Here is a 14,019-nt window from a genome sequence, read left to right on the forward strand (position 1 = left end):
CCCTTTAAATAATGATTAAGGGGAGTGTAGGACAAAATGACACATGCAAAAGAAGTACTTGCTGATCAGCTGTTGGCCAATGCCAATGATAGGAGTTGGTATGTTTCCTTTGCGGAAGCGGTAGAAGGGCTTAAAGAAGAGGATGCGTTTTGGAAACCGAATGATAATTCGAACAGTATTGCGGAGATAGTTTGGCACCTTTTGTTTTGGAATAATGTTTGGCAAAAGCGTTATCGAGCCGATGATGTTAAAGCCGTTCCGTCCGTTGAGAATAATGAAGAGAGCTTCCTTATCCCTGAAGAATACAGCTTTGATCGAATGAAAACGGAGTTGCTTGAAGGTCTATTGGCTTGGCAGGAAATCCTTACGGAAGAAAAGCTGTGCGGAGATGCCACTGGTTTTCCAGTGGAAGCGAAATGGTGGCATTTAATAAGCAACGCTACCACTCATAACGCCTATCACATCGGACAGATCCTATACATTCGGAAGCTGCAGGGAAGTTGGAATGAAGTGGTTAAGTGATAAAGGGGAAGAGCAGATACATTGGTTTAATTGTCTAGTATTTGACCAACTTTGCGTACCATATTTCGAGTAACGTTGTGTCCCAGGTTCCTTATTAAAGGACCCTGCATAGTAAAGAAGCAAAACCATCATTAGAATTATTCATAAATGTACAGGGGCAACGGGCAAGTCATGTTGTCCCCTTTTTATTTTTGATTTTCCATTGGAAGCGATAGTGTGGGCTTGAGAGAATAAGGCAAAGTCTGTAGCCCTGTCTTCTCCCCCTCTAATGTAGAAACTAAAGGAATGGTGTAAAATCTATAGCTCTTTTGTGTGACAGATTGACACTCTATAGGCCATCTTATATCTTGTTGTTTATCTTAGGAGGGGAAAATTCTGAATTTTTAAACCCATCATTGTAAGCGCTTTAATTTTGCCTCTTCATTTGTAAAGTAGGTGATGATGGAAAAGTTGGAAAAGTCATAGTTGGATGTTTCTATTAATATCGAACGGAAAAAACAATAGGGGTGAGTGATGTTGAGAAAGAAGGGTAGTATTCTATATTTCTGCGCATTAGTAGTTTTACTTATTTGTATGAATCCGATCAATGGTTTTGCAAAACAACCAGAATCCTCTTACTGGTACCCAGAGGGCTTGCTCGAATGGAGTCCGGAAAACGACCCTCATGCTGAATTCAATAGAAGTTCTATTCCTCTAGCTGAAAGGGAAGTCCTATTTAATAGTAATGATACACAACAATCAGATGCTAAAATAGTAGCCCTTTCTGCACTAAACCCTAACACGAGCGGGGTTCCATCACAAGGGGGGAACAGTTTTTTTGCTAATACGTTCAGCTATTGGCAGTATGTAGACTTAATGGTGTATTGGGCAGGCTCGGCTGGTGAAGGGATAATTACCCCTCCAAGTGCAGATGTTATCGATGCTTCTCATAAAAACGGTGTGCCTATTTTAGGAAACGTATTTTTTCCTCCAAAAGTATATGGTGGGAGAGATGAATGGGTAGATCAGATGCTTGCCCAGCGTGAGGATGGGTCTTTTCCAGCTGCGGACAAGCTATTGGAGGTAGCTGAATATTACGGCTTTGACGGTTGGTTCATCAATCAAGAAACAGAAGGTGGATCCGCTGAAACTGCTGCAAAGATGCAACAATTTCTAATCTATTTACAAGAAAACAAGCAAGAAGAGATGCACATTATGTGGTATGACTCCATGGTGGAAAACGGGAGCATCAATTGGCAGAATTACTTAACCGACCGCAATAAGATGTTTCTTCAAGAAGATGACACCAGGGTCGCAGACAGTATGTTCCTTAATTTCTGGTGGTGGAACAATAGCCAGGAACGTTCCTATAACAAAGCATTAGAGCTTGGGCGCAGTCCTTATGATTTATTTGCGGGAATTGATGTGGAGGCAAATGGAACGGGTTCAAGAGTGAGCTGGGAAAATCTTTTCCCTGCGAATGGTTCGCCGTTTGCATCCCTAGGCATCTATCGTCCGGATTGGGCGTTTAAGACGACCGATAATATGGAGGATTTTTATCAAAAAGAACAACAATTCTGGGTTGGGGAGGCAGGTAACCCAAGTCAAACCCATGATAATCCGGAAAGTTGGAAAGGGATGGCACATTATTTCAGTGAAACCACTGTGATCAATAAAGCCCCTTTTATAACAAATTTTAACACGGGTAGTGGGAAGTTCTTCACGATTGACGGAAAAGTAAAATCAAATAAGTCGTGGAATAACCGCAGTTTGCAGGATGTTTTACCAACTTGGCGTTGGTTTACGGAAAGTAAAGGGGAAGCACTACAGGTTGATTTTGATTGGGATGAAGCATTCTATGGTGGGAGCTCATTAAAAGTTTCAGGAAATCTGTCAAAGGAAAATGCGACACACGTAAAATTATACAAGACAAATATAAAGGTGGAAAAAGATACGGAAATAGGGGTTACATTTAAAGGATCCAGTAAACAGACGAATATGAAAGTAGGAGTCAGTTTCTTGGATGACCCCGCTTCCTTTACATTTTTCGATGTGAAGAAGAAAAGTAATGGGAAATGGGTTACAGAGGATATTAAGTTAAAGAAATTTGCTGGTGAAAGTATCGCAACGATTTCTTTATATTTCGAGAGTGATAAGCCAGTGGAAGACTATAGTATGAATATTGGTGAACTAAAGGTTCTGAATAAACATGACAAAACACTTCCTGACATGCCTTCTAATGTATCTGTGACAGATACTGTTTTTAAACAAGGGCTTTATGCAGATATTTCCTTGAAATGGGAAGGGTCGGAGGATGTCAAGCATTATGAGATTTACCGTCATTTAGAAAATGGTGAAAAGGAATTTGTAGGAGCGGTTCCCAATGATGTTTATTATATTTCCGACCTTAGAAGAGAGCAAAAGGAGAATGTGACAACCCTGGAAGTTGTATCTGTTAATCACAATCTAACAAGAAGTCGCTCCGGGGCACTCATCACTTTTGAATGGCCTGCCTATCCAACACCAAAAGCAGGCTTCTCTGTCAGTAAATCTATTGCTGCACCTGGGGAGGACATCCAATTCTTTAATGAGTCCTCGGAGGCAACTGAAGAGGTGGAATGGGTATTTGAAGGCGGAGATCCAGTGTCTAGCATGGAAGAAGACCCGATAGTTACTTATATGGAAGAGGGAGTTTATCCCGTGAAGTTAATAGCCAGGAACAGTGAAGGGGAAGATGTGCTCCTTAGAGAGGCATTCATCACCATTTCAGAGGATGCCGCTAATATTGCTAATGTAGCGTTAAATAAATCGGCTACTGCAAGTGGGCAATGTTCCCCAACTGAAGCACCGCAATATGCGGTGGACGGAAAAGTAACCGACAATAGTAAATGGTGCGCCATAGGTTCCAACAGTTGGTTACAAATAGATTTGGGAGAGATCTATCAGCTTTCCAGCTTTGTTTTGAAACATGCTGAATCGGGTGGAGAACCTGCTGCATTCAATACGAGGGCCTTTACCATCGAAGTGAGCGGAGATGGAGAAGATTGGGAAAGAGTGGTTGCTGTAACAAATAATGTTGGTGGAGTGAGTGAACATACGATCTCCTTAACAGAGGCAAGATACGTTCGCTTATCTGTCCAACAGCCAACACAAGGTGGGGATCAGGCAACAAGAATTTTTGAGTTCGAGGTATATGGATTTTAGAGCTGGAAGATTTTAATGTCATTTTTAAAGTTTTCCTGTGTTTATTAAAGGACTTGGGGCGAATCCGTTCCAAGTCCTTTTTTTTCTTTATATGATAAGAGTAACGCAATGTAAGCGATTTCTAAAATGGGGGAGGACTTAGAGAATGGAAAAATTCCCGGAACATTTTTTATGGGGGGCTGCATCTTCTGGACCACAGCTTGAAGGGGCTTCGGATATGCATGGAAAAGCGCCAACAGTGTGGGATCATTGGTTTCAAACAGAACCAGAAAGATTCTATCAACAAATAGGTCCCCAAAAAGTCTCTGATTTTTACACCAACTATAAAACTGATATTTTAACCATGAGAGATATTGGTTTTAATTCCTATAGGACGTCTATTTCATGGGCGCGACTGCTGCCAGATGGAAAGAATGTAAATGAAAAGGCTGTTTACTTTTACCGAGATGTTTTTACAAGGTTAAAAGATAACGGTGTGAAGCCAATCATAAATTTATTTCACTTTGATATGCCACTTTATCTGCATGAGAAAGGTGGTTGGGAGAATCGCGATATCGTTCAAGATTTTGGCTATTATGCTAAAACTGCTTTTGATTGTTTTGGGGATTTGGTAGAAGATTGGGTGACATTTAACGAACCAATTGTTCCGATAGAAATGGGATATTTAAATGATAAACACTTACCGGCCATAGTTGATTTAAAGAGAGCTTTCCAAGCTGGATTCCATACGATACTTTCTCATGCTCAAGCAGTGAAAGTATTTAAAGAGAATTACTATAAAGGCAAAATAGGGATTATTTTAAACTTAACACCTAGCTATCCCCGCAGTGCTGATCCTGTTGATCTAAAGGCAGCAAATTGGGCGGATATCTTGTTTAACAGAAGTTTCCTAGATCCAGCTGTTCACGGAACTTTTCCTGTAGAGCTAAAGGAATTTATGCAGGAGGAACAAATAATTCTAAACTGCAGGGCGGAGGACTTTACGTTAATAAAACAACACAAAATTGACTTTCTAGGTGTAAATTACTATCAACCTAGAAGGGTGCAAGCTGGGGAGAAAGGCGTCAATGGCGAAGTATTACAAAATTACTTTACGCCATATAAGTGGCCAAATGCCAAAATGAATCCACATAGGGGCTGGGAAATATACGAAAAAGGCTTGTATGATATCGCGCTCAGGATACGTGATGAATATTTGAACATTCCTTGGTATGTTGCCGAAAATGGGATCGGCGTGGAAGGAGAAGAACAATACCTTAATATGAGCGGTGAAGTGCAAGACGATTATCGAATAGAGTTTGTGGAAAATCATCTGCGTTGGTTACAAAAAGGAATCAAAGAAGGATCCAACTGTTATGGATATCACGTATGGACGTTCATTGATAATTGGTCTTGGCTCAATGAATATAAGAATCGTTACGGATTAATAAGACTAGATTTAGAAACGATGGATCGCCATAAGAAAAAAAGTGCATATTGGTTTGCTGAATTAGCGAAGGAAAATGCTCTTCCGGATAAATGGGTGAAATGATGGAATGTATTTTGACGATTGATATTGGGGGGACTTTTACGAAGATTGCCTGTATTTCAAGGGCCGGAAAGCTAGAAGGCAAGAAGGAAATAGAAACACCGGGATCTTGTAAAAGCTTTCTTCAATGGGTGCAAAATCAGTTCAAAACGTATAGCAAGAAGTATTCCATCATTGGAATTGGTGTCAGTAGTCCTGGAAGTGTAAGTAGTACTGGGGATGTGCTTGGGTATAGTTCTGTACCTTTCGTCCATGAACAAAATGTTAAACAACTATTAGAAGAGTATTTTAAGTTACCTGTCTTTATGGAGAATGATGCGAATTGTGCGGCACTGGCAGAGATGTGGAATGGAGCAGCTGCAACTATCGATACATATGCTTGTGTGATTTGCGGTACAGGAATAGGCGGGGCGATTGTCATCAATAAGAAGCTCTATAAAGGGGCTAACTTGCATGGAGGAGAATTTGGATACATTCTTTTGGACCGTGAATTTTCTGCTTCTAGCACATGGAGTGAGTTGGGATCTTCCTCAGCAATTACACGCAGATTGAAAAAAGCTGACCCGTATTTTGAAAAATGGTCCGGACCGTTGGTTTTTGAGCAGGCAAAGGCAGGTCATCCTGAAGCGAGGAAGTCCCTAGATACATTTTTTCAAACGTTAGCGGTCGGGGTCTTTAATATACAGTATATGCTCGACCCTGAGAAGATTTTAATCGGTGGCGGAATTACAAGACAACCGGGATTTCTGAATGAACTTTCTAAGAAATTAAATGAGGTATTGGCATCAAAACCTTTTGCGGAAATCCGCCCCTCCCTCTCATTATGCCATTATCTTGATCAAGCACAATTATATGGAGCGGCTGTTGGCTGGAAAGAATGTTACGAGAAAGGAGATACGGTATGTTTACGAGATTAGGTGGCTTTTTTACCGAATCAAGTTTATGGATTTGGAGAATCATTCAACTGAATATAATGTGGATTTTCCACATTCTGTTAGGAGGAATCGTCCTCGGTTTGTTCCCGGCCACGGTTGCGATGTTTGCAACTACAAGAAAGTGGTTAAAAGGCGGAATTGATTATCCGATGCTGCAAGAGTACCGGAATTATTATAAGGATAACTTTTGGAAGGCTAATGCTTTGGGCTGGATTTATTTTCTGATAGGCGCTTTCCTTGTAATCGACCTTCTATTAGTAACGCAAATACAAGGTATTATTGCTCTTATCAGCACGATGATCATTTTGTTTATTCTAGTAATCTATGTTTTCTCCTTTTTGTATTTCTTTAGCTATTACGTTCATTTCCAGCAAACCTTCAGAAACTATCTGTTTCAACCATTCATCATTACGCTGATTAGTTTGAAGCATAACTTATTGATAACTATCGGACTAATGATGATAGGCTATTTAATTCAGCAATTTCCTGGATTGATTCCATTCACATTAGGGGTAATGCCCGCATACTGGGTAATGAAGATTTCCATGAATCGATTTAAGGAAGTGCAATATGGCAGCAGACACGAAATAGCGGGAGGCCAATCATGACAAAAGAAAAGACAGCGCATATCATTTCTCATTCCCACTGGGATCGGGAATGGTATATGTCATTAGAAGAGCATAAATACTATTTAGTGAAATTATTCGATGACTTATTGATTAAATTGGCATCCGATCCGGATTTTCATAGTTTTCATTTGGATGGCCAAACAATCATGGTAGATGACTATATAAAGGTTCGCCCTGAGAAGGAAGAAGAAGTGAAAAAGTACATCAAGGAAGGCCGGTTGATTATCGGACCTTGGTATATATTGCAGGATGCTTTTTTGACCAGCTCAGAAGCGAACATAAGAAATTTATTGTATGGAATGAAAGATACCAAGAAATTAGGCCAGGATGGGGTAATCGGTTATTACCCCGACACATTTGGCATATATGGGCAAGCGCCGCAGATATTAAAGCAAGCAAATATCGATGTTGCAGCTTTTGGCAGAGGGGTGACGCCTACAGGATTCAACAATCAGGTTCATCATAGTGATGAATATTCCTCTCCATATTCCGAAATGATGTGGGAATCTCCAGATGGCTCTAAAGTGTTAGGGATCCTGTTTGCCAATTGGTACTCCAATGGTAACGAAATACCGACGGAAAAAGAAGAAGCAATGGAATTCTGGAAGAGGAAGTTGGAAGAGTCAGAGAGATTTGCCTCTACATCCCAGTTATTATTCATGAATGGTTGTGACCATCAACCATTGCAAAAGGATATCATCCAAGCCATTGAAACAGCAAATGAGCTTTTTCCAAATATAAAATTTAAGCATTCCAGCTTCCAAGAGTATATAGAAAAAGTGAAAAAGGAATTGCCAGAAGAGCTTCAAACGATACGAGGGGAATTGCGTAACCAAAAGACAGATGGCTGGTCAACATTAGTGAATACGGCAAGCGCACGAGTTTATTTAAAACAAGCAAATGATCGTGCTCAAACCATGTTGGAAAGAGTAATGGAGCCTTTGGGGTTATTTGCAAAGGATCGGGAATTCCACAGGGACTTTCTAGAGTATTATTGGAAGCTGCTTATGGAAAATCACCCACATGATAGCATTTGCGGTTGCAGTGTAGATGAAGTGCACCGTGAAATGGAAACGCGTTTTGAAAAAGTGGAAAAAGGTGCACGTAAATTTATAGAAGAACAAATACGCGATGTTGCTCATACAATCAATTCAACACATGATCTCCAAGATGCCATCCCTTTAGCGGTATTCCATACAGGTGGGAAAGCCGCTACTACAGTGATAAAAAAGAAGGTAGCAGTGAGGAAGATATTTTTCAGTGAAATGGACTTTACCGCTATTCCGAACGTGTTAAAAAAGGAATCTATACCTGAGTATGTTATGGAGCGTTGGAATTCAACAAAACTTCCTGTTGTTGTAAAAGACTTGGGAGTAAGCTTTGGTTACGACTTACCTGATGATGGTTTCAGAAGACCATATTATGCCAGGGAAGTGGAAGTGACGTTCATTCTGGATACTACCATTCATATCGGCTATGAAATGTGTTACCTTGTTCCGGCAAACGAGCCTTTAGACAATGATGAACAACCCATTTGGACGGAGACGGAACAGTCTTTACTTAATGAATATCTAAAAGTCGCTATTCATCCGAACGGTTCTTTTTCCATAACAGATAGGCTTACAGGAAAAGTATATGAAAACCTTGGGATATATGAAGATACCGGTGATATCGGAAACGAATATATGTTTAAAGAGACGGGAGATCAGATGCGCGTGACTACAGAAGCTATTTCTTCCACCATAAGAATGGTAGAAAATAATAGCCTTTGTGGATCAGTGGAGGTCACCACCACTCTCCAAGTGCCTAAATCAGCTGATGACCTGCTAAAAGAAGAACGGGAAAATTTAGTTTGGCATCCAGAACGAACAGCCAAAAGGCATGAAGAGACAGTACCATTGAACATCGTAACGGTACTAACATTAGAAAAAGCAGCAAAAGGGTTGAAAGTTGAAGTGACGGTGGATAATCCAGCGAAAGACCACCGCTTACGTGCATTGTTTCCAGTAGGGACGGGGAACACGCACCATTATGCAGATAGCATCTTTCAAATAGCCCAAAGACCAAATAAACCTGAAACCCAATGGAAAAATCCAACCTTTGACCATCATATGCAACGGTTTGTCAGTCTTGATGATAATGAATACGGTTTGACGATTGCGGCAAAGGGGCTTCATGAATATGAAATCATTCCAAATGGAACAATCGCCCTGACTCTGTTGCGTTCAGTGGGAGAGCTTGGGGATTGGGGAGTATTTGAGACACCAGAAGCTCAATGTCTGGGAACCAACAAAGCCGAATATATGGTCATTCCTCATAAAGGGAATGTACTGGATTCAAAAGCCTATCTTACGGCGTATCAGTATCCATTGGAGCCAACGGTAGTACAGGTTGAACAAAGGGACGGAAAAGAAGGCAAATCAATGGACCTATTTAAATGGTCCAGCGAAAAAGCTGTGTTAACAACAAGTAAACCATCACTGGATTTAAAGAGTACAATCATCAGATGGTTTAATCCCACCAATTCAGACGCCGATATCGTGGTGGAGGTAAACGCAAACCAATCTATCTACCTATCAACTATTTTAGAAGAAAAACGGGAAAAGCTCGGTAAGTCGAAAGTGGAGATATCAATCAAGCCAAACGAGATTATCACCCTGTCAGTAGAAGAGGAAGAAGGGGGAGACAAGGAATGAAACAGCATGAAAAAGTCGTGCCTAAATCATTACAACAGGTCATAGATAAAGTGAAGGAATATTATTCAGAGGATAGGGAGGTTCAGAAGCTTTTTGAAAATTGTTTTTTAAACACGTATGAAACGACTTTAAAGCAGGACAAAGAAGGAACATTTGTCATTACAGGGGATATCCCTGCCATGTGGTTAAGGGATTCTTCCGCACAGGTTAGACCATACTTGATGGTTGCGAAGGAAGATAAGGAGATTGCTAAAATGTTAAGGCAAGTAATTGAGCGTCAATGGAAGTATATTTTGCTTGATCCTTATGCCAATGCTTTCAACCAGACCGCTAACAATCAAGGCCATCAAAATGACCGGACCGATATGAGCCCCTGGATCTGGGAAAGGAAATATGAAATAGATTCTCTGGCATATCCAATCCAATTAACCTATCTATATTGGAAAGCAACAGGAGATGAAACTATATTAAATGATCAATTAAAAGAAGTGATAGAAACGATTTATGGGGTGTGGAAAGTAGAACAGAACCATGAAGAAAAATCACCTTACCTATTTGAACGTGATGACTGCAGGGTGTCGGATACTTTACTTCGTGATGGGAAAGGAGGCTATTCAGTAGAGACTGGAATGACTTGGTCTGGGTTCCGTCCTAGCGATGATGCTTGCTTATATGGTTATTTAGTACCGGCAAACATGTTTGCTGTCGTAGCTTTACAATATGCAGACGAGATGCTACAAGAAATGAATGATAGTACTACTTTGGCAAGTAAATGCCGTGAGCTTGCTACAGAAATAAAGGTTGGTATTGAAAAATGTGGAAAAGTTAATCACCCCGTCTTTGGAGAGATGTATGCCTATGAAACAGATGGTGCTGGTAATTTTAATTTAATGGACGATGCAAATGTCCCGAGTCTATTAGCAATTCCTTACTTAGGATATACAGACGCAAATGACCAAGTTTATAAAAATACGAGAAATTTTATCCTAAGCCGTCATAATCCATATTATTATGAAGGGGCTGCAGCGGAAGGAATCGGAAGCTATCATACACCAGATCACTATATTTGGCACATTTCCCTTGCGATTCAAGGGATGACAGCTACCACCTCAGAAGAGAGAAATAGAATAGTGAATACTTTCAAAGCTACACATGGATCGACTTATTATATGCATGAAGGATTTGATGCCGATCGTCCTGAAAGCTTTACACGTTCATGGTTTGCATGGGCGAACTCGATGTTCAGCGAGTTTATTTTAAGCGAAATTGGAATGCATGTTCCTGGGAGTCCGTTAGATAAAATCAATTTCTCGAAGTGAAAAATGGAGGAAAAGTTAGATGCTCATCGTCTAACTTTTTCTTTGAATAATAAGAATAAAGAGGTGGACGATGTTTTATAAAATAGAAAAGCTACAAAACCGTATCCATGATTTAAATAGACTACGGTATCGAGCACTACAAACCATTGGTGCCTTCCGTATGCATGAGCCAGAAAAGGGTTTGGAATCCATCCTCCCACAAAAATACGGCACCAAAGAAATGAAGGTGAATGATACATGGTCAGGAAGAGATCGCTATATTTGGCTTCACACCATGTTACAAATACCTGAACAATGGACTGGTAAAAAAGCGGTCCTATTTTTAGACATGGGTCGTACAGGTGGTGGGAACAACTCGGGATTCGAGTCATTATTATATGTAAATAAACAGCCTTTTCAAGGGGTGGATTCTAATCACCAAGAGGTGATCCTTCCTGATATTACAGGAGAATTAGAGATTGATATATTATTGTGGTCAGGACTTGAAGGAGGAGGCACTCCTTCTGAACAATTTTATAGATTAAAAGAAGCCTGGGTTGGCTGGCTTGATGAAGAGGTAGATGCCTTTTACTATAAGGCCAAAGCAATTCTCGATTCTATTAAAAGGTTGAATGAACATGATTCTATCCGTTCGGATTTAATGGCTGCCCTAGATCGTGTTTTTTATTTTATAGATTGGTCTCTTCCTGGTAGTGATGCTTTCTATGAATCAACCTACAAAGCATTGGATGCATTGGATAGCAATATGAAAGAACTAGCAAAAAATACAAAGGTAACCGTTCATACAATTGGCCATTCGCATATTGACCTGGCTTGGTTATGGCGTACGAAACATACGAAGGAAAAAGCAAAACGAACTTTTTCCACTGTATTGCGATTGATGGATCTATATCCAGATTACACCTATTTGCAAAGTCAGCCACAGTTATATGAATGGATAAAAAAAGAAGATCCGGAGCTATTTGAAAAGATCAAAGAAAAAGTAAAAGATGGGCAATGGGAAGTCGAAGGGGCAATGTGGGTAGAAGCAGACTGCAATATCCCATCTGGTGAATCATTTGTCCGTCAACTATTGTATGGAAAGCGCTTCTTCCAAAAAGAATTCAATAAAACGAACCGTACCCTTTGGCTTCCGGATGTATTTGGTTATAGCTGGTCATTGCCTCAACTTTTACGGAAATCAGGAATCGACACATTTATGACAACAAAGATTAGTTGGAATCAATACAATCGTATGCCACATGATACGTTCAAATGGCGGGGAATTGATGGGTCGGAAATATTAACACATTTTATTACCACGCCAGAGCCTGGTAGACCGGAAGATTCCTGGTTCTATACTTATAACGGGTTGGTTACAGCAGAAACCGTTAACGGGGTGTGGGAGAAATATCGTGATAAAGGAATCAACAAAGACCTTCTATTGGCGTATGGCTACGGCGATGGCGGCGGTGGTGTCAATCGTGAGATGTTAGAGATGAAACGGCAACTAGATACTGTCCCGGGAATACCAAATGTACAATCTACAAAAGCAGAAAATTATTTCCAAAGGCTTCATGAAACAATAAGTGAAACAGATCAGTATGTTCATATTTGGGATGGTGAGTTATATTTAGAATATCACCGCGGCACCTATACAAGCCAAGCGAAAATGAAACAAATGAACAGGAAGCTAGAGTTTCTTTACAAGGAATCAGAATTTATTTCTTTATGGAATAGTGTGATAAATGGGTGGAATAACTACCCAGCAGAAAGAATGGAAGAAGGATGGAAACTAATTTTACTGAATCAATTCCATGATATAATCCCCGGCTCTTCGATTACAGAAGTATACGAGGATGCACACAAAGATTATGAAAAAGCTGTCAGGATAAGTGCAGAGCTCGTGGGAAATCAGGAAGCCCAAATAGTAGAAAAAGGGGAGGGGAGTTGGTCATATGTCCATCCTCACCAATATGAGGCGGAAGCGTTACTGACTATCCCGGATAATGCCGATGAACAAGCAGGATTTGAACAGAATGGGGGGCCACTATTATCTCAGAAAACGGCTAAGGGCAAGCATCTTGTATTGATAGAGAGGACCAAACCATATTCGTATCAATCGATTACGTCCACTAATGCTTCAAACAATTCGAGCGGATTATTAAGTCAGGTCGATTTGGCAAAGCGGACATGGGAAACACCTCATTATCGATTGAAATGGAATGAGGAGGGGCATCTCACAACAATCTTCGATATAGAAGCAAATAGAGAGATGCTCAAACACCGTTCTCTTGGGAATGTCTTCAAATTATATGAAGACAAGCCCCTTGCTCATGATGCATGGGATATTGATTTATTCTATCAGGAAAAATACGACATCATCCAAAGTTTAAAGGATTGTTCTCTGGTGGATAATGGCCCATTGCGAACGACCATCCGTTTTGCCTGGGACTATCAGGAGGTCCAAATAGAACAATATGTCCATTGTTACCTTCACACAAAACGAATAGATTTTGAAACAAAAATAAATTGGGAAGCAAGACAAAAACTATTGAAAGTAGAATTCCCGGTCGGTATCCGCTCGACAGAAGCTATTTATGATATTCAATTTGGAAATGTAAAACGCCCAACCCATTGGAATACTTCTTGGGATATGGCTAGGTTTGAAACAGTCGGTCATAAATGGGCTGCGATTACAGAGCCAAACTATGGTATTGGTTTAATGAACGATAGTAAATATGGCTACTCCATAAAAGATAACGTTATGGCGCTAACATTATTGAAAGGTCCTGTATATCCGGATCCTCAAGCAGATATAGGAATACATCTATTCACGTATTCCATATACCCATTTAAAGGTCCAGCCCATAAGCATGATATCGAAAGGGAAGCCACCTATTTGAATGCTCCACTTAGAGTGGCAGCAGGGAAAGTAAAAGAGGAGTTTACGAAATCCCTTTTCACCCTCAACAACGATCGGATCGTATTAGATACCATTAAAAAAGCGGAAGATAGAGAATCAACCATCATCAGACTCCATGAAATGGAAGGTTCTACAGAGGAAGTAGTGATCGATAGTAGCTATTCTATCGGGCGATGGAGAGAGGTCAACTTAATGGAAGATGAAGGATACATGGATTTTAACGAAGGTCCGATTAACCTTTCCTTTACACCGTATGAAGTGAAAACGATTGAATTGGAGTTTAATAGATAGGCTGTTTTCGT

At 40.3% G+C, this 14,019-nt stretch carries 8 protein-coding genes; all 8 read left to right on the forward strand.

All coding sequences use genetic code 11. The features are described 5' to 3' along the window. The first annotated feature begins 36 nt into the window (after positions 1-36). The 8 genes from MKY77_RS03555 (at position 37) to MKY77_RS03590 (ending at position 14,008) form a co-directional block, all read left to right on the forward strand. Positions 37-522 (forward strand): DinB family protein, encoded by a 486-nt coding sequence (locus tag MKY77_RS03555; RefSeq protein ID WP_339148908.1) that lies wholly within the window; start codon positions 37-39, stop codon positions 520-522. A gap of 513 nt (positions 523-1,035) precedes the next feature. After that, positions 1,036-3,705 carry a discoidin domain-containing protein gene (locus MKY77_RS03560; RefSeq protein WP_339148909.1) on the forward strand — a complete coding sequence of 890 codons (2,670 nt, stop codon included), beginning with the start codon at positions 1,036-1,038 and terminating at the stop codon, positions 3,703-3,705. A gap of 145 nt (positions 3,706-3,850) precedes the next feature. Next, a complete protein-coding gene (locus MKY77_RS03565; RefSeq protein ID WP_339148910.1) occupies positions 3,851-5,236 on the forward strand; it encodes a glycoside hydrolase family 1 protein in 1,386 nt (461 codons plus the stop codon). Beyond that, a complete protein-coding gene (locus MKY77_RS03570) occupies positions 5,224-6,150 on the forward strand; it encodes an ROK family protein (RefSeq protein WP_342515647.1) in 927 nt (308 codons plus the stop codon). Before MKY77_RS03565 ends, MKY77_RS03570 begins: the two co-directional genes overlap by 13 nt. Next, positions 6,135-6,776 carry a YesL family protein gene (locus MKY77_RS03575; protein ID WP_339148912.1) on the forward strand — a complete coding sequence of 214 codons (642 nt, stop codon included), beginning with the start codon at positions 6,135-6,137 and terminating at the stop codon, positions 6,774-6,776. The genes MKY77_RS03570 and MKY77_RS03575 overlap by 16 nt, the downstream gene beginning before the upstream one ends. Continuing rightward, complete coding sequence (locus MKY77_RS03580; protein ID WP_339148913.1) at positions 6,773-9,493, forward strand: alpha-mannosidase; 2,721 nt, start codon at positions 6,773-6,775, stop codon at positions 9,491-9,493. The genes MKY77_RS03575 and MKY77_RS03580 overlap by 4 nt, the downstream gene beginning before the upstream one ends. Continuing rightward, on the forward strand, positions 9,490-10,812 hold the full coding sequence (locus tag MKY77_RS03585; RefSeq protein WP_339148914.1) for a glycoside hydrolase family 125 protein: 1,323 nt from the start codon (positions 9,490-9,492) through the stop codon (positions 10,810-10,812). Before MKY77_RS03580 ends, MKY77_RS03585 begins: the two co-directional genes overlap by 4 nt. Before the next feature lie 70 nt (positions 10,813-10,882). Then, positions 10,883-14,008 (forward strand): alpha-mannosidase, encoded by a 3,126-nt coding sequence (locus MKY77_RS03590; RefSeq protein ID WP_339148915.1) that lies wholly within the window; start codon positions 10,883-10,885, stop codon positions 14,006-14,008. Positions 14,009-14,019 lie beyond the last annotated feature (11 nt).

This window comes from Sutcliffiella sp. FSL R7-0096, from assembly GCF_038595065.1.
GTDB lineage: Bacteria > Bacillota > Bacilli > Bacillales > Bacillaceae_I > Sutcliffiella_A.

Coding starts and splice junctions, on each gene's coding strand:
- MKY77_RS03590 (WP_339148915.1), top strand. CDS start 10,883: ATGTTTTATAAAATAGAAAAGCTACAAAACCGTATCCATGATTTAAAT.
- MKY77_RS03585 (WP_339148914.1), top strand. CDS start 9,490: ATGAAACAGCATGAAAAAGTCGTGCCTAAATCATTACAACAGGTCATA.
- MKY77_RS03560 (WP_339148909.1), top strand. CDS start 1,036: ATGTTGAGAAAGAAGGGTAGTATTCTATATTTCTGCGCATTAGTAGTT.
- MKY77_RS03575 (WP_339148912.1), top strand. CDS start 6,135: ATGTTTACGAGATTAGGTGGCTTTTTTACCGAATCAAGTTTATGGATT.
- MKY77_RS03565 (WP_339148910.1), top strand. CDS start 3,851: ATGGAAAAATTCCCGGAACATTTTTTATGGGGGGCTGCATCTTCTGGA.
- MKY77_RS03580 (WP_339148913.1), top strand. CDS start 6,773: ATGACAAAAGAAAAGACAGCGCATATCATTTCTCATTCCCACTGGGAT.
- MKY77_RS03555 (WP_339148908.1), top strand. CDS start 37: ATGACACATGCAAAAGAAGTACTTGCTGATCAGCTGTTGGCCAATGCC.
- MKY77_RS03570 (WP_342515647.1), top strand. CDS start 5,224: ATGGGTGAAATGATGGAATGTATTTTGACGATTGATATTGGGGGGACT.